The organism is Desulfofundulus sp. TPOSR (assembly GCF_011393055.1).
Classification (GTDB): domain Bacteria; phylum Bacillota; class Desulfotomaculia; order Desulfotomaculales; family Desulfovirgulaceae; genus Desulfofundulus; species Desulfofundulus kuznetsovii.
Map to the genome: position 1 here is coordinate 714,890 of NZ_JAAOEF010000003.1, position 18,754 is coordinate 733,643.

At 55.1% G+C, this 18,754-nt stretch carries 24 protein-coding genes; 18 read left to right on the plus strand and 6 right to left on the minus strand.

Features of this window, described 5'->3' with window-relative positions; genetic code table 11:
- Positions 1-7: 7 nt before the first annotated feature.
- A complete protein-coding gene (locus tag G7K71_RS14510) occupies positions 8-1,135 on the minus strand; it encodes a methyl-accepting chemotaxis protein (RefSeq protein WP_166347757.1) in 1,128 nt (375 codons plus the stop codon).
- Between the two features lie 190 nt (positions 1,136-1,325).
- Between G7K71_RS14510 and G7K71_RS14515 the strand changes: the two genes are divergently transcribed.
- The 6 genes from G7K71_RS14515 (at position 1,326) to G7K71_RS14540 (ending at position 7,519) form a co-directional block, all read left to right on the plus strand.
- Complete coding sequence (locus G7K71_RS14515; protein ID WP_166347760.1) at positions 1,326-2,087, plus strand: flagellar motor protein MotB; 762 nt, start codon at positions 1,326-1,328, stop codon at positions 2,085-2,087.
- A 23-nt stretch (positions 2,088-2,110) separates the two neighbouring features.
- Positions 2,111-2,890, plus strand: coding sequence for a flagellar motor protein (locus G7K71_RS14520; protein WP_013822901.1), 780 nt, complete (start codon positions 2,111-2,113; stop codon positions 2,888-2,890).
- An 86-nt stretch (positions 2,891-2,976) separates the two neighbouring features.
- Positions 2,977-3,471, plus strand: coding sequence for a chemotaxis protein CheW (locus G7K71_RS14525; RefSeq protein WP_166347763.1), 495 nt, complete (start codon positions 2,977-2,979; stop codon positions 3,469-3,471).
- 46 nt (positions 3,472-3,517) lie between these two features.
- Positions 3,518-5,662, plus strand: coding sequence for a chemotaxis protein CheA (locus tag G7K71_RS14530; protein ID WP_166347765.1), 2,145 nt, complete (start codon positions 3,518-3,520; stop codon positions 5,660-5,662).
- 43 nt (positions 5,663-5,705) lie between these two features.
- Positions 5,706-7,058, plus strand: coding sequence for a chemotaxis-specific protein-glutamate methyltransferase CheB (gene cheB, locus G7K71_RS14535; RefSeq protein WP_313884989.1), 1,353 nt, complete (start codon positions 5,706-5,708; stop codon positions 7,056-7,058).
- Between the two features lie 98 nt (positions 7,059-7,156).
- On the plus strand, positions 7,157-7,519 hold the full coding sequence (locus G7K71_RS14540; protein WP_166347768.1) for a flagellar protein FlaG: 363 nt from the start codon (positions 7,157-7,159) through the stop codon (positions 7,517-7,519).
- A 10-nt stretch (positions 7,520-7,529) separates the two neighbouring features.
- Here G7K71_RS14540 and G7K71_RS14545 read toward each other — a convergent pair whose 3' ends face one another.
- From G7K71_RS14545 to G7K71_RS14560, 4 genes are all read right to left on the minus strand, one after another.
- Positions 7,530-7,739: a Uma2 family endonuclease gene (locus G7K71_RS14545; protein ID WP_166347771.1), complete on the minus strand. Its 210-nt coding sequence runs from the start codon at positions 7,737-7,739 to the stop codon at positions 7,530-7,532.
- Positions 7,740-7,755: 16 nt separating this feature from the next.
- Entirely contained in the window at positions 7,756-8,160 is a 405-nt protein-coding gene (locus G7K71_RS14550; RefSeq protein ID WP_166347774.1) for a hypothetical protein, read from the minus strand.
- A gap of 411 nt (positions 8,161-8,571) precedes the next feature.
- A complete protein-coding gene (gene fliS, locus G7K71_RS14555; RefSeq protein WP_166347776.1) occupies positions 8,572-8,964 on the minus strand; it encodes a flagellar export chaperone FliS in 393 nt (130 codons plus the stop codon).
- Positions 8,965-9,201: 237 nt separating this feature from the next.
- Positions 9,202-10,806, minus strand: a complete 1,605-nt coding sequence (locus tag G7K71_RS14560; protein ID WP_166347779.1) for a flagellar hook-associated protein 2 — start codon at positions 10,804-10,806, stop codon at positions 9,202-9,204.
- Positions 10,807-10,983: 177 nt separating this feature from the next.
- On the opposite strand from G7K71_RS14560, the gene G7K71_RS14565 reads away from it, so the two are divergent.
- From G7K71_RS14565 to csrA, 3 genes are all read left to right on the plus strand, one after another.
- Entirely contained in the window at positions 10,984-11,232 is a 249-nt protein-coding gene (locus tag G7K71_RS14565) for a hypothetical protein (protein WP_166347782.1), read from the plus strand.
- A 66-nt stretch (positions 11,233-11,298) separates the two neighbouring features.
- Entirely contained in the window at positions 11,299-11,913 is a 615-nt protein-coding gene (gene fliW / locus G7K71_RS14570) for a flagellar assembly protein FliW (RefSeq protein WP_166347785.1), read from the plus strand.
- Positions 11,914-12,162, plus strand: a complete 249-nt coding sequence (gene csrA / locus G7K71_RS14575; protein WP_166347788.1) for a carbon storage regulator CsrA — start codon at positions 11,914-11,916, stop codon at positions 12,160-12,162.
- Positions 12,163-12,241: 79 nt separating this feature from the next.
- Here the strand turns inward: csrA and G7K71_RS14580 are convergent, their stop codons facing one another.
- Positions 12,242-12,586 (minus strand): helix-turn-helix domain-containing protein, encoded by a 345-nt coding sequence (locus G7K71_RS14580; protein ID WP_166347791.1) that lies wholly within the window; start codon positions 12,584-12,586, stop codon positions 12,242-12,244.
- 95 nt (positions 12,587-12,681) lie between these two features.
- Here G7K71_RS14580 and G7K71_RS14585 point away from each other — a divergent pair, with 95 nt between their 5' ends.
- The 9 genes from G7K71_RS14585 to G7K71_RS14620 all read left to right on the plus strand — a co-directional run bounded on the left by G7K71_RS14585 (position 12,682) and on the right by G7K71_RS14620 (position 18,637).
- Positions 12,682-12,834, plus strand: coding sequence for a hypothetical protein (locus tag G7K71_RS14585; RefSeq protein ID WP_166346276.1), 153 nt, complete (start codon positions 12,682-12,684; stop codon positions 12,832-12,834).
- 26 nt (positions 12,835-12,860) lie between these two features.
- Complete coding sequence (locus G7K71_RS20280; protein WP_395858283.1) at positions 12,861-13,073, plus strand: DUF234 domain-containing protein; 213 nt, start codon at positions 12,861-12,863, stop codon at positions 13,071-13,073.
- A gap of 24 nt (positions 13,074-13,097) precedes the next feature.
- Positions 13,098-14,525: a flagellin gene (locus G7K71_RS14595; protein ID WP_166347793.1), complete on the plus strand. Its 1,428-nt coding sequence runs from the start codon at positions 13,098-13,100 to the stop codon at positions 14,523-14,525.
- Positions 14,526-14,641: 116 nt separating this feature from the next.
- Entirely contained in the window at positions 14,642-15,895 is a 1,254-nt protein-coding gene (locus G7K71_RS14600; protein ID WP_166347796.1) for an MBL fold metallo-hydrolase, read from the plus strand.
- Between the two features lie 722 nt (positions 15,896-16,617).
- On the plus strand, positions 16,618-16,794 hold the full coding sequence (locus G7K71_RS19115) for a hypothetical protein (protein ID WP_207712922.1): 177 nt from the start codon (positions 16,618-16,620) through the stop codon (positions 16,792-16,794).
- Complete coding sequence (locus G7K71_RS14605) at positions 16,770-17,012, plus strand: Uma2 family endonuclease (RefSeq protein WP_313884990.1); 243 nt, start codon at positions 16,770-16,772, stop codon at positions 17,010-17,012. Before G7K71_RS19115 ends, G7K71_RS14605 begins: the two co-directional genes overlap by 25 nt.
- Before the next feature lie 139 nt (positions 17,013-17,151).
- Positions 17,152-17,658, plus strand: coding sequence for a hypothetical protein (locus G7K71_RS14610; RefSeq protein ID WP_166347799.1), 507 nt, complete (start codon positions 17,152-17,154; stop codon positions 17,656-17,658).
- 16 nt (positions 17,659-17,674) lie between these two features.
- Positions 17,675-17,926 carry a hypothetical protein gene (locus tag G7K71_RS14615; RefSeq protein ID WP_027356853.1) on the plus strand — a complete coding sequence of 84 codons (252 nt, stop codon included), beginning with the start codon at positions 17,675-17,677 and terminating at the stop codon, positions 17,924-17,926.
- Positions 17,927-17,968: 42 nt separating this feature from the next.
- Positions 17,969-18,637 carry a Uma2 family endonuclease gene (locus G7K71_RS14620; RefSeq protein ID WP_166347802.1) on the plus strand — a complete coding sequence of 223 codons (669 nt, stop codon included), beginning with the start codon at positions 17,969-17,971 and terminating at the stop codon, positions 18,635-18,637.
- Positions 18,638-18,754 lie beyond the last annotated feature (117 nt).

The window sequence follows — 18,754 nt, forward strand, 5'->3', positions numbered from 1 at the left end:
CGAGCCGCTAGCTAAACTTCCAGATTTCCGCCACGGACTTTAACTTTTCGGCCAGGGTAGATAATTCGCTGGTAATGGCGGCCGTTTCCTGGCAGCTGGCGGCAGCCTGTTCGGCGACGGCCGCAATGGCTTCCACCCCGCCCACCATTTGCTCCGTGCTGGCCGCCTGTTTCTGCGCGGCGGAGGCCAGTTCTTCAATGCTTTCCACAGTGCGCCCGATCTGCGAGATAATATTCCGGAATGCCTCCTGCACTTCCCCGGTAATCTGCAGTCCCTGTTGCACTGCCGCCACACTTTCTCCGGTAGCTCCCTGGATGCCCGCCACCAGCTGGGTAATCTCCCGGGTGGACCGGGCGGAATTTTCCGCCAGCTCCCGTACCTCCTGGGCCACCACCGCAAACCCCCGCCCGTGTTCTCCGGCCCGGGCCGCTTCAATAGCTGCGTTCAGGGCCAGCAGGTTGGTCTGGGCGGCGATATCCTCGATCAGCTGGACGAACTGGCCGATGCGGGCGGAGCTTTCATCCAGGGTTCGAATTTTTTCATGGATCAGGCTCATCCCACTGATTACCCTGTCCACCGCTTCACCCCCCTTCCGGGCGGTCAGGTCGGTTTCCCGGGCGATGGCTGCCGTTTCCCGGGCCTTTTCCGCCGACTGCCTGGCCGAGCGGGCCAGATCTTCAATTCCCTGGAGGAGTTTTTGCACCTGCCCGGCCTGTTCCTGGCTGCCGGTGCTGATTTGTTCCGTGCCGGAGATGATCTGGGCGGTGGAAGTGGTCAGCTGCTCGGAGTAATCCCGTACCAGCCCGAACCATTTATGTACCCCTTTCAATACCTTGCGGACATTTGTCACCAGCCGGTTGATTTCCCCCCAGCCGAAGTTGCGTTCCTCAATCCGTTCGGTGAGATCTCCGGCAATGGCTTTATCCGTCTTATCGATGACCATGTTCACTGTGGCCTGCAGAGAAGAATAGGAGAGGGCCGCCAGGGCTCCGGCCAGCAATACACCGGCCGCCGCCCCGGCCAGGGTTGCGGGTCCGTTGCCGTGGGTCAACCACCCGGCCAAAAGGGTGACGGCTACAGCCAGCAGGGCCAGGACGGAGGTCATTAATGTTAGTTGGCGGCGCAATTTACCCACTATCATCCCCCCACTTGTCCGTACAGGAATATTCTTTATATATAACCTTTCGGAATATTTTTAGCATTCTTAACAAATGGGAGAAAATTGTCATCAAAAAACTATTCCGGGGGGAGGAAGTTTTCCACCCGAGGAGAATAATGGTTATGTAGTTTGACAATATGCCCAGAAGGAAGGAGCTTATTTCCCCGTGAAAAAAGAGAGTCACAAAACCAGTTATGGCAGCATGGAAAGATGGTTGATCACCTATGCCGACATGATCACCCTGCTGCTTATCTTTTTCATTGTCATGTACTCGTTAAGCCAGGTTGATATCAAGAAATTCCGCATGCTGGCCGAATCATTAAGTAAAGCCATGGGTGGCGGCGGGGTTATCCTGGAAAACCTGGGACCCTCGGTGGTTCCGGGGATCAGCGGTACACAGGTGGAAACGCCGCAGGATGTGGCAGATAATGCGGAAATGGAAAATATCCGCCGGGAACTTTTACGTTCAATACAGCGACAGGGCCTGGGGGCCAGGGTTTCGGCCACCATTGAAGAGCGGGGCATCGTCCTCAGCTTCCAGGAAGAAGTCCTTTTTAAACTGGGCTCGGCGGAACTCACCCCCCGGGCCAGGGAGATCATTGCCGCGGTAGCCCCGGTGCTGCTGAAAACCCCCAACTACATACGCATTGAAGGACACACCGACAATCTACCCATTAACACGGAACGTTTCCCCTCAAACTGGGAGTTATCCACAGCCCGGGCCACAGCCGTTGTAAAGGAATTGATCCGCACGGCCAACTTTCCCCCCCAGCGCCTTTCCGCCGTGGGTTACGGCGAATACCGGCCCCGGGTGCCTAACGACTCGGAAGCCAACCGGCAGTTGAACCGCCGGGTGGATCTGGTGATCCTGCGCAGCAAGTATACGGGAGCCGAACCGGGGTCGTTACCGGCGGCACCCCTGGATTAAAAGATGCGGGAAAGGGATGACTGATGGACCTTGCCATATTTGGTTTTGTAATCGCGGTAGTGGCTTTAGTGGGCGGCTTTATACTGGAGGGAGGGCATGCCACCGCCCTTTTGCAGCCTACGGCCGCGTTGATCGTTTTCGGAGGTACCATAGGCGCCACCATTTTCAGTTTTACCATAAACGACTTAAAACAGGTTCCCCGGCTTTTCCGGGTAGGGCTTTTTCGCACCATTCCCGAACCTACCGAAACCATCGAGCTAATTGTCAGCCTGGCCGACGAAGCCAGGCGTGAGGGGTTGCTCTACCTGGAAAACCGCCTGGATGAAATAGATGATGCCTTCCTGCGCAAGGGCATCCAGCTGGTCGTGGACGGCACTGACCCGGACCTGGTGCGCAGTATCCTGGAAGCTGAACTTTACGCCATCCAGGAGCGGCACAGTGTGGGAGCGGGCATCTTCGAGGCGGCCGGTGGCTATGCCCCCACCATGGGCATCATCGGAACGGTGATGGGCCTGGTCCACGTCCTCAGCTCCATCGAATCCCCGGAAACCCTGGGGCCGGCCATTGCCATGGCTTTCATCGCCACCCTGTACGGCGTGGCCAGCGCCAACGTATTCTGGCTGCCCCTGGCGGCCAAGCTGCAAAACCTGAGCAAAAAGGAAATGCTCCTGCGCCAGTTGATGCTGGAGGGTATCGTCTCCCTGCAGGCCGGGTACAACCCCATACTTATCCGGGAACGTTTGACCGCCTTCCTGAAGCCCGAAGCCAGGCAGGAACAGGAGGAAAGGTCTGATGAAGAGTAAATTTAGTAACCTTTTGTCCCGGTGCCGGTAATTAACAGCACCCGGCACCTTTGATCTATTTATACCCCATCAAAGGAGAGGTTTGGATGAACAAAAACCAGCAGGGTGAGTTGCAATTGGTGGTATTCCGCTTGAAGGAGCAAACCTACGGCATAGACATAGGCCACGTGCTCGAAATTATCAGGGCTACTGATATTACGGCCATTCCCGGTGCCCCGGCGTTTGTGGAAGGGGTGATCAACCTGCGGGGGCGGGTAATTCCGGTAATCGACCTGGCGCACCGCCTGGGCCTGGCTCCTATCAGCATATCCGAAAACACACGCATCATCATCGTCGAGGTAGGCGGGGCTACCGCCGGGATGATGGTGGACGGGGTTTCGGAAGTATTACGCCTGTCCCGGGAAAGCATCCAACCCCCACCGCCCATGGTCGCGGGGGTTTCCGCCGCTTACTTGCAGGGCATTGCCCTGGTTGACGAGCGCCTGATTATTCTCCTGGACGCCACCCGGGTTTTCCGCCAGGAGGAGAAGGAAGCTTTACAGGAACTTGCCCGGCAGGTTGAAGAACGTTCTGCTTCATAGATGTTGCCTGTTCCTGGAGTTAGGTTAGCGAAGGATGGTGGCTGGAATGTTTACCGAAGAGGAAATTGCCGTCTTTTTGGAAGAGCTGGAGGAGAAACTCCAGGTAATCAACGATAACGTTTTGCTGCTCGAACGGAACGGGGGCAGCCCCGAAGTAATCCAGGAAATCTTCCGGGCCGCCCATACCATTAAAGGCTCCTCGGCCGTCATGGGCTATGAAAAGATGTCCACCTTGACCCATGAAATTGAAAACCTTTTCGACCGCCTGCGGCGGGGAGAGATGGACGTTACCGAAAGCCTCGTGGACACCCTTTTTGAAGCCCTCGATACCTTAAAACTTTTGAAAGACGAGATCACCGGAAAGACCCAGGATATAGACATTTCAAGCGTTATTGCGAAATTGCGTCAGTACATGCAAACTTGTGAAGCGGCAGAACCGGCAGGCAGCAGAGGGGTTGCCGGGGATCTTGCGCATGCTGCAGAACCGGTTTCCCCGCCACCGGCAGACCAGGTTGCCGCAACTGCCGCTTTCCCGGGCGCCTCAGCTATGGTTTCTACCGGTGAATACCAGCCCTACCGTACCGTCTTGGAACTGGAAGATGCGGTGAAAGAGGTGGTGCGGGAAGCGGAAGTACGGGGCTTCCAGGCCTACCAGGTGGACATCGGCATCGACCAGGGCTGCCAGATGAAAGGTGTGCGGGCCTTTTTAATCTTTGAAACCCTGCAGCAAATAGGTGAAATTATCAAAAGCGTCCCTCCGGCAGAGGATTTACAGGAAGGTAAATACGAGCAAGGGTTCACCGTGGTGCTGCTGACCAAAGAAGACGCCGGAGAGGTGCACGATCTGGTTTTTTCCATTGCCGAAGTGAGCAGCGTTGAGGTCCGCCCGATTAAACTGCGCGTATGGGAACAAACCCCCGCCCCGGATGCCGCCGCCAGGCAGCAGGTTAAAAAGGAAGCCGCGCCACCGGGCAAGGACAATATAAAAACCGTGCGGGTTGACGTGCAAAAGCTGGACACCCTGATGAACCTGGTGGGGGAACTGGTTATCGACCGCACCCGCCTGGACCGTTTCGTGGAAGTCTTCGAAAGCCGCTACGGTTCCGACGACCTGGTGGAAAACATAGTGGAAATCTCCAACCACCTGGGACAGGTGACCAACGACCTGCAGGAAGAAATCATGAAGGCGCGCATGTTGCCTGTTGCCCACGTGTTCAACCGCCTGCCCCGTATGGTGCGCGACCTGGCCCATAAAATGGGCAAGGAAATTGACTTTATCATCGAGGGCCGGGAAACGGAACTGGACCGCAACGTAATCGAAGTCATTGGTGACCCCCTGATCCACCTTTTGCGCAACGCCGTGGACCACGGTATTGAACCCCCTGAAGAAAGGGTGCGCCTGGGCAAACCCCGCAGCGGCCGGCTGCTTTTGAAGGCGGCTTATGTGGAGAGCCACATCGTGATCACTTTGTCCGACGACGGTAGGGGAATGGATCCGGACAAAATCCGGCAGAAGGCAATAGAGAAGGGATTGATGACTCCGGAACAGGCCGCCCGGGCCAGTGACCGGGAAATCCTGGACCTCATCTTTACCCCCGGTTTTTCCACCGCCGGCACCGTAAGCGACGTCTCCGGCCGGGGAGTGGGCATGGATATCGTGCGCAACCAGATCGAGCAGATAAACGGCTCGGTGGAGTTTACCACCGCCCCCGGCAGAGGCACCACCTTCACCATCAAGCTGCCCCTGACCCTGGCCATCATCCGGGCACTGATGGTGACCCTGGGGGATCACGTTTACGCCTTCCCGTTAACCAATGTGCTGGAAACCCTGACGCTGAAACCCGGGGAAATCCGGCGCGTGCGCCACGCCGAAGTCATTGTGGTGCGCGGCCAGGTGCTGCCCCTGGTACGCCTGGCCCACCTCTTCCAGGAGAAAAGCAAGGAGGAAGGCAAGCTTTCGGTGGTTATCCTGGGCTCCGGGGATAAAAAGGTGGGCGTGGTGGTGGACCGGCTCATCGGCGAGCAGGAAATCGTGATCAAGTCCCTGGGCGGTTACCTGGGACAGGTACCCGGTCTTTCGGGAGCCACCATCCTGGGCGACGGCAAAGTGGCTCTGATTGTGGACGCCCGGGGTATTGTCAAGGACGCCGGTGTGGAAGAAATTATCTATGAGGTGAGCAGGGCGGGGTAGAATTATTTTATAACCATTAATTGACTGAAAAGGGGTTTTTGAGGTGGCGGCGATTCGCGTGCTGGTAGTGGACGACTCGGCCTTGATGCGCCGTTTAATCACCCGCCTGCTGGAAAGCCGGGGGTATAATGTAATTGACACCGCGGCGGACGGTGAAGAGGCGGTGGCCAAGATCTGCGCCCTGAAACCCGACGTGGTCTCCCTGGACCTGGAAATGCCGGTACTGGACGGCCTGGGGGTACTGCGGCGGGTGATGAAGGAATGCCCCGTCCCGGTGGTCATGCTCAGCTCCCACACCACCGCCGGCGCCCGGGCCACCATGCGGGCCCTGTCTTTGGGAGCGGTGGATTTTGTGGCCAAACCCTCCGGCCCGGGCCGGCTGGACGCCATGGTCGACGAGCTGGTGGAAAAACTGCGCGCCGCCGCCACAGTGGCCGCAAGCAAGCTGGTACGCCCCGGGGTGGGCATGGCATTTCACCCGTTTCCCGCTGGAAAGGTCGGGCCTTCACTGCCGCCCCCCCGGGGAAAAAGGCCGGAGGATGCCCGGACGCTTCCCGGCCCGCCGGACAAACCGGCCGGCGTCTCCGGCAGGAAAGAGGTGCCCCCGGTTATACCGGCAGACATAGGCTCCGTTCCGGAACAGCATGCCGGTACACCCTCCAGCATGCCGACCGTCTTGCGTCCCGTAAGCCGTTCACCGTCCGGGGCTCCGGCCGGCACGGCCGGCAGGGCCGCTGATGCCGGCAGGGCGAAGGCGGACCGGGATACCACGGCCGGCGGCACTGTGCCCCGGCTGGTGGTGGTACCAAAACGCTCCGCCCGCATCGACCTGGTCGTAATAGGCTCCTCCACCGGCGGCCCGGCCGCCCTGCAGGTGATTATTCCCGCCCTGCCGGAAGATTTTCCCGCCGCCGTGGTGCTGGTGCAGCACCTGCCGGTGGGCTTTTCCGGCCCCCTGGCCGAACACCTGAACCGCCGCAGCCGCCTGCCGGTAAAACACGCCGCTGAAGGCGACCCGGTAATCCCGGGCCGGGTGCTGGTGGCCCCGGCCGGTTTCGACCTCACCTTTCGCGGGCGGCCCGGTCACGTTACTGTTCACCTGGATGCCGGCAGCGGGCCCGTACCTCCCGGAGGGTTCCGCCCTTCGGTGGACGGGGTGATGCTCTCGGCGGCGGAGGTTTTTGGAGCCCGGGTCATGGGGGTCCTCCTCACGGGCATGGGCCGGGACGGCGCCAGGGGCTTGGCCGCCATCAGGGAAAAAGGCGGCCCCACCATCGCCCAGGACGAATCCACGTGTGTGGTCTTCGGCATGCCCAAAGCGGCTATAGACCTGGGGGCGGCACTGAAAGTCGTCCCCCTGGGAGAAGTGGCGAGGGAGATCGCCAGGCTGGTGTAGGCCGTGAAAATATAATAGGGGATTGCGGGAGCCCAAACAGGGTAATTGGAAAGTAGTAATAACTAATAAATCCAAATATTGGGAAGGGAGGGCTGATTATGAAAGTAGGAGCGGGTGGATTGCAGTCTTTGGCGTCTCAAGAGGTGGCGCCGCTGCGGCGGATTGAGCCTCCGGCGGCGGTAAAGCGGGAGGATGTCTTTCCCCAGGGTGCGCCTCCACCGGAAGAAGGGGGCTTCAGCCGGGAGGAACTGGTGGCCGCAGTGGGCCGGCTGAACCAGGCGGCAGAGGCCTACAACCAGCCCCTGGAGTTTCTGGTACGGGAAGACGGGGAAAACCTCCGGGTGGAAGTGGTCGAAAAGGGTACAGGGGCGGTAAAAGGGGAATTTCCCGGCCATATCGTGCTGGAGGCGGCGCGGGAACCGCATAAAACCATTGGATTGCTGTTGGACCAGTACCTTTAAAAATCATCAATTATCTTTTTTCCATAGGCTTCACTGTCTCAAATATTTCCCGGAGGGGAACTTCGATGCCCTGGTCACATACCACAAACACGTCGGGCTGCACCACGTCGTATTCCGAAAACACGACGTCGGTAGGCACGACAAACGGCTCGCAAGGTGTACCGGACAGAAGCCTTTCCAAACGGGCGTAAAAACGCCCCACGACTTTTTGGTATAACACACCCTTTTTTCCTTTTTTACCCCCGCCGGTCTACAAAATAACCTCCGGCGGCACCGTTTTTCTTCATGTAGGCCCTGGCCTGCCCGGCCCTGCGGAGGTCCATCAACGCTCCGGCCAGGCGCTCCCGCACCTTTGCGGCCAGCCGGAGGTTCTGCCGGTGGATCCCGTCGATCTGAAGGAGGAGGGCGGAGATTTCCGGCCCGCCCGTGCCGGAGCCACCCGCCCTGTCCAGCTCATCAATCCCTGCTCTTATCTCTTCAATGGCGGCAAGGTGCCGGGAAACAGCACCCAGTGATTCCTCCGTCGCCGGCCCATCCTGGAGCGCACACAGGCGCTCGAGCACGGCCTTTAAGGCCAGCACTTCACCGCGCATTTCCTGCAGGAGCCTGAGTTTTTTTTCGTCTTGATTTTGTGGGGACATTGTGGAATCATCCCTTTGGTCGTCCGCCTGGCTCAAGTCGCTTGCTTTCGAACTAAACTCTCAAGACTGGGGATAACTGGTAAATATTCAGTGACCCCACTATGGTGCCGTGTTGTCCACGCTCACTCCAGTGCTCCGCGCTGACAGCACCGCGGCTCGCTTCGGACCGGACTAGCGGCGCTGCAAATGCGGCATGGCAGTTGCACCTTACTGTCATCTTTTTGCCGTTTCAGTAAGTTACCTTTTCTAAAGCTACATTTCGGTGCCGCTGGTTTCGCGCCGCAGTCCGGTTAACCTCGCTTCGCCGGGTGCTGTTACCAGCGCTCCGCAAGTCGTTCGCTTTGGACAACGCGGCACCGTGCCGGTGGTAGCGGTTTTACTGAACAATTACACTCAGGGGTTTATACACAATCAACCTCCCGCCACCTGTTGCCCTTTCAGTTTGAGGGCCTGTTCCCAGGTACCGGCCAGTTCTTCCAGCAGCCCGGCCACTTCGTCCAGGACAGCCGCGTCCTTTTTCACGTTTGCCTCCACCAGGCGCCGGTACATGTAATCGTAGAGGGCGGAAAGGTTTTTGCCGATTTCCATCTCCCGGTTGACGGTTTCCAGGAGGTAGATGATGATATCCTGGGCGCGCAGGTTTGCCCGGTGCGCGCCGGGGATGTCCCGGGCGGCCAGGCAGTCACTGGCCTGGCGGATGAATCTGACCGCGCCGGTGTAAAGCATGAGCGTCAGCCGCCCCGGTTCGGCGGTGAGCACGGCGTTTTGGAGATATTGCTGGTAGGGGTTTGAAGCCGCCTGCATTTTTAAAACTCACCCCTTGGATACGCGTTTCTTCTTGCCGCTTTTCAACCGTTTTCTGCTTTCGCGCCGCTGTTTTTCACCTGCTGGCCGGCACCGGGAACCCCTTTGCCGGCGATATTCGCGGTGCGTTTTTATCATTTTCCCGGCTTTCCCGGCGTAAGTATTCAGCGAACCCGGTTGGATGCGGCATTGTCCTCACGGTTTGACTGAATACTTATTCCCTGCGGGAAACGACCCTTAACGGCCCTGGCCCATGCCCAGTTGCATGGCCAGCCAGGCACTCTGGGCGTTCATCTGCTGGATGGCCTGCTCCATGGCGGTGAACTGCCGCCAGTAGCGGTCCTCCAGCTGCCGCAGGCGCTCTTCCATGGTGCTGATGCGTTCGTTCATGGCGGCTATCTGCCTGCCGATGGCGCTACTGTCCGCGGTGCTGTAAGAACTGCTGGTGCCGGCCCGGGCGGAAATCAGGGCCATGGCGCTGTTCACGTCGTCGTAAAGCCGCATGGCGATGCCCTTTTCCGCATAATTCTCTGCACTCTTTGTAAATAAATTCATCACCCCGTCCGGGTCTTTCTGCAGGGCGTCTTTCAGCCTGGCTTCGTCAATGTAGAGCTTCCCCCTTTCCTCGTAGGAAAGGGTGGTGATTCCAACATCGGCCAGCGTGTCGTACCCGGCAGCCAGCCCCGGCACGATAGCGGACATGGTGGCGCGCATCCTGGAAACCACGCTCTCCAGGAGGCTGTCGCCGCGCAGGAGGCCGCTCCTGGCCTTCTCCTCCCACTTCTTTTCCTGCTCATCGGAAAGCTGTTCCCGCTGCTCGTCGGTAAGCGGCAGGTAGTCCCGGTAGCGGGGCTCCGTGAGCTTGCCGTTGATCTTGTCTATGATTTCGTTGTAGGCGTTGACAAAGTCCTTGATGGCGTTGAAGACGGCATCGGTGTCGTTGGAGACGGTGATGGTGACAGGGTTGTTAGGGTCGGCCTGCTTTAAGTTGAGCGTGATGCCGGCCACCGTCGGGGTGTTGGTGGGGCTCGTATAGTTCTGCACGGTGGCGTCACCGATGTTGAGGTCAAACTCGGCGTCCTGGCCGGTATTATAGTAAGAAAGATTACGATCAGTGTAAATTCCACCGTCACCTTTAAGCAAGAGTTTTAAATAATTATTTTTACTCCCATCGGGACTGGAGAGGAAGTTGTGTGAATCATTTCCAACTACTATTTTCGCCGCTGCGCCCGTGGAGGTGGTGGCGAGGATAAAGCGGTTCAAGTTGGAGTCATAGGAGGCGGTTATCCCCAGGTTGGCGTCGTTGATCTTCTTGACGACGTCATAGATAGTATCCTTCCCGGTTTCAAATTCAAATTTAGTGAACTCATTATCTTTGCTATTGCTGCCTTGGAGTTCAAAGGAGATAGTCCCCGTTATTCCAAACTGCTCAGCCAGGGTTTTGATGGTCTTGGTCTCGTTATTGTATTCATCCGGCAGGGCGTCCTGGCTTACCTTGGACACCCCCGTGGCCAGTTGCGTCACCGTTACAGTATACGTCCCGGGCGTGGCGGTAGGGTTGGCCGTGGCGGTTACAGCGGCCTCGTTGGACGAAGAAGCCTTCTTCGCCAGGTATGTGGCCTGCAGCTTCATGTTGAAAACTCTGTCCCGGAAGGCACGCAGGCTGTCGTAGATGGCCCGGTAGTCCTCCTGCTGCCACTCGAGGATCTGCTTTTCCTGGTGCAGCCGGTCCAGGGGTATCCTCTGTGCCTTCATCAGTTCCTTGATAATGGAATCGGTGTCTATGCCCGAAGCCAGCCCGCCGATGCGCAGGCTGGAAGTGGCGGATAGGATGGAAGTCATCCCGATCACCTTCTAACGTAAGTTTCTACTATAAAAATATCGGAACCCGGGGCGAAAACTTGATAAGACTTGAGACGCTGCTGGCTTCCAAAATAAAATTTCGGCTCCGAAAAGGCTTGATCTTTTCAGAGTAATGTATTAATGGTGTATTAATAAGTTTTTTTGAGGTGTTTCGAGTTGATCCGGAAGCAGGTATATATCAAGCCCCACCACGACGCCCTGTTGAAAAAAAGGGCCGGCGAACCGGGCGTAACGGAAGCGGAATTAATCCAGCGCGCCATCGAAGCGCACCTTGCCGCCGGACCCTCAATCCCAAGGGACATCTCAGCCTGGGAACGGGAAAAACAGTTCATTTTGAGCCGGGTAAAAAAAGGGGACCAGGAAAGGGACCGGCAGTGGCAGCGGGAGGAGCTTTATGTGCGTTAAACTGCTGATTGAGTCAACCTGACCTCTGCCATGCAGGCAGTTTTTTGGGAGAATGGAGGAATAGCATTGGCGTATGAACGGGGCAAAACCATCACTTTTCCCGCCGGGCTGCCGGGCCTGCCCGCGGAATTGACCGCATTCGAACTGGTGGCCGCAGCGGAAGATTCGCCCTTTTTCTTTTTGCAGTCCCTGCAGGACGAAAACACCGGCTTCATCCTGTTGAACCCTTTCGCCTTTTTCCCCAACTACGAGTTCGACCTGCCCGAGGAGGATGCTCGGGCCCTGGGCATAAAAACCCCGGAGGAAGCGGCCGTCTTCTGCATCGTCAACGCCAGCCGGGGCCTGGCCCACGCCACCGTCAACCTCCTGGCCCCGGTTGTGGTCAACGCGGCCACCGGCACGGCCCGCCAGGTGGTCCTGGTGGACGAGCGCTACTCCATCAGGCACCCGCTGAGCGGGCCCCGGCCGGAAAACCGGGAACCGGCCGGGCCCGAAACCGGACCAACCGGCGAACCCTGTCCGCCGGCTCATTCCCGTTCCCAGCCCCAGCCGGTCTCCCCCAACCACCCCCGGCCCCAGCAAGACCCCCCGCCACGGTACCTTTCCGGAACCGGGCCCAAATCCCCGCCGGGCGATGCCGGGACGGGCGAAGGGGCGGAACCCGCCGGGGAGGGGAAATAAATGCTGGTACTCACCAGGAAAAAAGGCCAGTCCCTGGTCATCGGCCGGGACATCCGCGTCGTGGTGGTGGAAGTCAGCGGCGATTTCGTGCGCCTGGGCATCGAGGCGCCGCCGGAGGTGGCCGTCTTCCGGGAAGAAATCTACCGGGACGTGCAGGAGGAAAACCGCACCGCCCTGGTCACAAGGGAGCTGGCGGCAAGGCTGAGAGCGCAGGTCGAAAACAAAAACGAAAAAGCCGCCTGCAAGTAGCGCCTGCTACGCGCCCGGCGGCTCATAAAGGTATCCTTTCGGAGAAAAGCCACCACTGCACTTGTGTTCCAAAGAACGGTCATTTGCATTTTTCCTCCGCCGCAGCAAGATATTTATCGTGGTTTTCGGCCAGGTCGCGAGGACCCCCCGAAAACAGACCGGCCAACTGCCAAAGTTCCGGGTTTACCGGGCATCCTGCTGCGGGAGCCCTTTTTGTTTTTTTGGCCTCCGGTTTCTTTTCGCCGGCTTTCCCTTTTCTTTCGGAACCCCGCAAATACATGAGCAATTCTTCCCTGGGAATGCGCCACAACTGACCAATTTTTCTTCCCGGAAGTTTACCGGCCCGTAAAAGTTTATAAATGGTCTGGGTGTGGACGCCGAGATAACCGGTAGCTTCCTCCGGAGAAAAGACTTCTTTTGCCATTTCGATCACCTCTTCTCCATTGTATAGTTACGGATCAGTATATGTCGAGGTAACATTCTATAGTGAACTGTTAATCATCGCTCTGTTGGCAATTTTTGCCCGGTGCAACCCGCAAAAAACCGGTCCTGGTGATCGCTGAATTTCCCTACCTGGTCAAGGCCAACACGGCCATGCCTTCTATTTTGCAAATATTCTGGGATGAATTGGGCAAAGGCAAGAAGTTTGCCGGGAGAAGCTGTCGCGGTTAAGTGCCGCCGGGAAGCTGCCTTTTCTCATCCCCAAAGCCGGGCGCTGGTGGGATAAGAATACGGAAATCGACCACCTGGGCTTTAACCATAAAGAAAAAGCCATTTTTTCGGAGAATGTAAATACTCTCCCCCCTAAACCTTCCTCAGGTCATTCCGAAAATATAATCAGAGGGCGAGTACCGGGCGGCCGACGGTACCAACGCCTTCGCAAAGCCGCCGCCAGGGAAGGCGGCGAGTAAAAAATTCAGGGAGGAATGGGAAGGATGATCATCAACCACAACATTGCGGCGCTGAACACGTATAGGCAGCTCAGCGTGAACAATTCACTTGCAGCTAAGTCGCTGGAGAAACTCTCCTCGGGCCTGCGCATCAACCGGGCAGCGGACGACGCGGCGGGCCTTGCCATTAGCGAGAAGATGCGCGGCCAGATCCGGGGCCTGGACAAGGCGGCCCGTAACGCCCAGGACGCCATTTCCCTCATCCAGACGGCAGAAGGTGCCCTAAACGAAACGCACTCTATCTTGCAGCGCATGCGGGAGCTGGCAGTGCAGGCCGCCTCAGACACCAACACTGAGAGCGACCGCGCGGCCATTCAGGCGGAAATTAACCAGTTAAAAAACGAACTTACCAGAATTGCCGACACCACCGAGTTCAACACAAAGAAGCTTTTAAACGGTCAACTGGCCCGTGCTGTTACGGTTAGTGGAGCAAGTGGCGATCTTGCCGGTGCCGGAGTCAAAATCGATGTCAACCCCGGCTCCCAGGACGTGGGCAGCTACACCCTGACGGTGTCCCAGTACGCGAGTAAGGCGTATTTAGGGGATGCGGGTGCATTTGTTGCAACTGGAGTATCTTCTGATGGTGCTATCGTGATTAACGGTGTGACAATTAATATAGCCCAGGGGGATACAATTGACGTCGTAAAAGACAAGATAAATGCCTTTTCATCACGAACTGGTGTTACGGCTGCTACTGGTGGAACCAATGGTGGTATCCAGCTAATATCCTCCCAGAAAGGTAGCGACCAGACTATTCAGGTCAGTGGGGTAAAGAATCTTCTTAAGGATCTCGGAATAACCACCGACACAGGCACGGACATCGGCGTTTACAGCGCAGCAGGTACCGATGCAGTGGCTACTTTAACGCCTCAGGGCGGCGGCAGCGCCATAAATCTTAAAGCTGTAGGTAATACACTGTCTTACAGTGTCACAGGCTTGAAGATTGATTTTGATGTTGCCAAAGAAGGAGCACCTACGGACAGTAACCCTGACACTGCCACCATAATCATCTCACCTGGTGGACAAATTCTTTTCCATATAGGAGCCAACAAAGATCAAAATGTTGCCCTCAGCCTGGACAAAATGGACGCCCAGAGCCTGGGTGTGCAGAACATCGACCTTACCACCCAAACCGGCGCCAACAACGCTCTGACTACCATTGATAATGCCATCGCGCAGGTTTCCTCAGTACGCGGCAACCTGGGTGCCCTGCAAAACCGCCTGGAGCACACCATCTCCAATCTGGACGTGGCCAAGGAGAACATCACCGCCGCCGAGTCCCGCATCCGCGACATTGACATGGCCAAGGAAATGATGGAATACACCAAGCTGAGCATCCTGCAGCAGGCAGCCACGGCCATGCTCAGTCAGGCCAACCAGCAGCCGCAGCAGGTGCTGCAGTTGTTGCGGTAAGCCTTTCACTAGTGGAAAGAAGAGAGGCCTTGGCGCATTGCCGTAGCCTCTCTTCTTGTTTCAATTGGTAAATCATCCGCTTCTCTTCGCTATGATTATTTTGCAGGGTGGGGTATATGTGCCAACAGGATCCTAACTGCCATTTCCATTTCCATAATGTGGGACAAGGACTTTTTTATACCGGGCGGATCGGTGATTTTAATTTCGTATATGATTGTGGTAGCCGATCGGTAAAATCTGTACGAAATGCGATTGAAAGGTATTGTCAAACGTTTTCACATTCAAAACCGGTGATACCGCTTGTAGTAATATCGCATCTTGATTACGATCATGTATCCGGCTTGGATAAATTGTTTGAAAAGACCACGGTGGAGCTAGTAATATTGCCATATGTTTCGCCTCTAGAAAGAGCTTTACTGCTTCTATGCACCAATCGACCGCAGGGATGGTATTTTGATTTTATGATTAATCCTATTGATTTTTTGCTGGACAAAGGAGTACAAAAAATTATACTAATCATTCGGGGAAACGGCCGCAAACCTGATCAACTTAGGCTCGGCGATTTAGTGATCGAATTAGAGGATGTGTCAGGACAGGAGGCTCAAGCCCCTTTTGAGCAAGAAGATGTAGAAACCCAGCACAAATGGTTGACATATTATCGCGAAAATAGAATCATAACCAAAACACACCACGGAAAAATTACTTTGAGGAATATATGGGAGTTTGTCTTTTATGTTCGTGAAATAGAGCAATTATGCCTTCAAAATTTCCAAAATTGTTTTTCCCGCATAGGAAATTCTCTAAATATAATAAACCTTTTGCGTTGCCAAAAAACGAGAGCTAAAATAAGACGTTGCTATGAAAGAGTTACAGGGAGCAAAGATATAAACGCCACTTCGTTAGTATTATTTCACGGTCCGCTGGTTGGACGTGGGTCGATAACTGTACATTGTAACCCTAAGACTACCATGCATCTATATTTACCACCCATATGTATCTTTACGGAGTGTCCTTTCTGCCTTGTTGCTTTGCTATCAGAATTATCAGAGCCGGTCAACGGCCAACTGCTTACGGGTGATTTGAATTTAAAAGAGAAATACGATGAATTCCGACGGCATATGGGCAGCAAGCTTGAATCAGTAGCCGTCTGTCTCCTACCACATCACGGTTCCGAGCATTGCTGGAATGCAGCTTTGATGCGCGACGCCAGAAACTGTCGACTGTGGATAGCTTCAGCCGGGATTAACAATAAGCGATACCATCATCCGAGCGAATCTGTTATCAAGGATATTACGAAAAATGGGAACGCCTTCTATTGGGTTAACGATTATTCACGTCTTGCCCTAAGTTTATGTCCTAGTAACGGTTAGTGAATCCCGCGGCTATTGTCCATTTTTTGGATGCTTCGATGGTAGTAAGTATATTAGTCTATGGATTAAGCGGAACGCCGGGGATGATTTTTAAGGTACTGAAAGAGAGGATATTTTCAAATAATATGGAACAGCGAATGAGGGACAGCCGGGAGGAACGAACGTTTATAGTCGAATCTGGTGCCAGGCACTTAACTTATTAACTTATGTCTGAACGGGCAATGGGTTTAAACAGTTTTACAGCATAACGAGAACACTGCAAACCCGGCTTGCCTTGCGACGTAGCGCTGGAAAAAACCCTTGTCGGCCCGCACCCGCCCGGTGTAAACTGTAACCAGGATAAAAAAGGATACGGCTTGATGAACAAAAATCAGATTGACCACGACCGTCTGTTCAAAACTGGCGCAACTACATTAACAGCGATAATCCCGTGGCCGCGGCACTTTTAAGCAAAATGGGTTTCAATTGGAAGCACCGGATGGTGGATATGGAATCGCTCAAAGGTCGTGAAACGTTCCTTTTCCTATCACCGGATGAAGGGTGGGTGTATTTGCAGGAGCGGGGGAGAAAGATTTATGCCAGGTTGACAAAGGAACAGTTTATCGACACCTTGAAGGGGTTTTTGGCATGAACCCTTTAGGAGAAGCATTTGAATGGTATAATGTTGCTAAGGAAAACTTCTGATGTCTGCCGCCCTGTCATACTGACCGGGAGGTGAGGAAGTGAGCACTCAGGCCGAAAAAGAAAGGGTACGGGAAACCGCCGGAGCTTATTCGGCTGACCGGGAATCCGAAAAGACGCCTGGCCGCATGACCTTCGAAGAGTTCCAATCACCTCCCCGGAAAGTTTCGCCCGGGACCGTGGCGAGAAGTACGTGGAGTATGAGGCGGCGGGGGTAAAGGAGTACTGGCTGATCGATCCCGACCGGCAGCAGGCGGAATTTTACCGCCTGGGGGAAGACGGGCGCTACCGGCTGCACACCGCCGGTGCCGGAGGAGTCTACCATTCCGAAGTTATCCCCGGCCTCCACAGCCCGATGAAAAAGTCAAAATCAGTAATGAGTGGCTTGGCATTATCGCAGATTGGTATAAACGAAAAAGATAGATTGCTGTACTGAGTGGTGCTGGGAGAGGATGCCAGCAATTGCGGAAAGGTTGACAAAAAAGTTTTAAAACTTAAATTAGAATGGAATGTTTTGGAAGGAAAAAAGAGAAGTACAACAGGCTCGGATGAATTACTGAGGAGTTGGATCGAATATGCTTATTGCAGATGCCTATAAATCAATTGTGTATCCGCTGGATTTAAGAAAGTATTTGTTAGCTGGTGAGTTTGAACAGGATCAGAGAATGTGCCTGGTATTTTCACCGTTTAACAATGATAGCGACAAAGTGTTAATGGATGCCATTGAACCTGCCGCCAGGGAATGTGGACTATGGGTTTACAGAATTGATAACAGAAAAATGGGTGGGGATATTATTAATGACATTTTAAGGGCATTGTTCGTAGCAGGTCAGGTTGTAGTAGACGTAACCGGGTACAACCCGAATGTAATGTATGAACTCGGCTTAACCCATTGCTTTAAAAGGATTCATGAGGTTATTCTTATTTGGAGGCAGGGAGAAGAAATAAGGCTGCCTTTTGATATTGCCTCTAAGAGAGCGTTTGTCTATGAAATGAAACCGGAAAGCTTGCTTGATTTAAAAAATACCCTTGTTGAATGCTTTAAGGAAATTCAAGAAATGAGATCCAGGGTACTGAAATAAGTAGGGAGTGAGAGAAATGACTGCGGTTGAGTTTATTCGCTCTATAATATTTAATAAGCCGTGGGAACCCAAACAGTCTACGTTAAACAGATTAACTCGCGGATACCTCGAAGTTAATAACAAGGGAAATGAAAATTTTGAAGAAGCAAAAAAAGAATTAGCACAAGCAATAAAAGAACTGCAATGGGGAGGAGAATTAAAAATACTGGCAGGGCTTGGCTGGGCAACGGGTGATGTTGAATTTATATTTCAGGCTAGTAGATATTAGGTTATGAGTGTTTGGTGCCAGGCACTTCAGGAAGGTGAGTAAATGAGCACTCAGGCCGGAAAAGAAGCGGTGCGGGAGACCAGCGTAGCTTATGCGGTTGACCGGGAATCCGAAGAGACGCCGGGCCGCATGACCTTCGAGGAGTTCCTGGCGTGGGGGGACGAGGATACCTGGGCGGAGTGGGTGGACGGGGAGGTGGTGGTCCTGACCCCGGCGGCGGTGAGGCACCAGCGAATTGCCAGGTTCCTGGGAGATTTGCTGGGAAACTTCGTTCTCATGCGGCAGTTGGGCGAAGTAATTCCGGCGCCTTTTACCATCAAGCTGCCTGCACCACTAAAACGGGGGCGCGAGCCGGACATCGTGTTTATCAGCAGGGAGCGGTTGCACCGGTTGAAGCCCACCTATTTCGACGGTGCTCCGGACCTGGTGGTGGAGATCACCTCCCCGGAAAGTTTTGCCAGGGACCGTGGCGAGAAGTACGTGGAGTACGAGGCGGCGGGGGTAAAGGAGTACTGGCTGATCGATCCTGACCGGCAGCAGGCGGAATTTTACCGCCTGGGGGAAGACGGGCGCTACCGGCTGCACACCGCCGGTGCCGGAGGAGTCTACCATTCCGAAGTTATCCCCGGCCTCCGGCTAAAAGTGGCCTGGCTCTGGCAGGACCCTCCCCCAGCCGGGGTGGAGGCGCTGCGCGAGATCGGGGTGATCTGAGCTTGTAAATAACGGCTCCTGCTCTTCCGGGGCTAATAATGACAACGGATTCACCTTTTTAGCCATCTGACCATATTGGAAGGCATAAATAACCGGGGCAGCGTTGCGATGAAAGGG

Excerpts from the sequence above, each read along its gene's own strand:
- G7K71_RS14520 (WP_013822901.1), top strand. The coding sequence starts at position 2,111 with ATGGACCTTGCCATATTTGGTTTTGTAATCGCGGTAGTGGCTTTAGTG.
- G7K71_RS14525 (WP_166347763.1), top strand. The coding sequence starts at position 2,977 with ATGAACAAAAACCAGCAGGGTGAGTTGCAATTGGTGGTATTCCGCTTG.
- G7K71_RS14530 (WP_166347765.1), top strand. The coding sequence starts at position 3,518 with ATGTTTACCGAAGAGGAAATTGCCGTCTTTTTGGAAGAGCTGGAGGAG.
- G7K71_RS14540 (WP_166347768.1), top strand. The coding sequence starts at position 7,157 with ATGAAAGTAGGAGCGGGTGGATTGCAGTCTTTGGCGTCTCAAGAGGTG.
- G7K71_RS14550 (WP_166347774.1), bottom strand. The coding sequence starts at position 8,160 with ATGTCCCCACAAAATCAAGACGAAAAAAAACTCAGGCTCCTGCAGGAA.
- fliS (WP_166347776.1), bottom strand. The coding sequence starts at position 8,964 with ATGCAGGCGGCTTCAAACCCCTACCAGCAATATCTCCAAAACGCCGTG.
- G7K71_RS14560 (WP_166347779.1), bottom strand. The coding sequence starts at position 10,806 with ATGACTTCCATCCTATCCGCCACTTCCAGCCTGCGCATCGGCGGGCTG.
- csrA (WP_166347788.1), top strand. The coding sequence starts at position 11,914 with ATGCTGGTACTCACCAGGAAAAAAGGCCAGTCCCTGGTCATCGGCCGG.
- G7K71_RS14580 (WP_166347791.1), bottom strand. The coding sequence starts at position 12,586 with ATGGCAAAAGAAGTCTTTTCTCCGGAGGAAGCTACCGGTTATCTCGGC.
- G7K71_RS14595 (WP_166347793.1), top strand. The coding sequence starts at position 13,098 with ATGATCATCAACCACAACATTGCGGCGCTGAACACGTATAGGCAGCTC.
- G7K71_RS14600 (WP_166347796.1), top strand. The coding sequence starts at position 14,642 with ATGTGCCAACAGGATCCTAACTGCCATTTCCATTTCCATAATGTGGGA.
- G7K71_RS14610 (WP_166347799.1), top strand. The coding sequence starts at position 17,152 with ATGCTTATTGCAGATGCCTATAAATCAATTGTGTATCCGCTGGATTTA.
- G7K71_RS14615 (WP_027356853.1), top strand. The coding sequence starts at position 17,675 with ATGACTGCGGTTGAGTTTATTCGCTCTATAATATTTAATAAGCCGTGG.
- G7K71_RS14620 (WP_166347802.1), top strand. The coding sequence starts at position 17,969 with ATGAGCACTCAGGCCGGAAAAGAAGCGGTGCGGGAGACCAGCGTAGCT.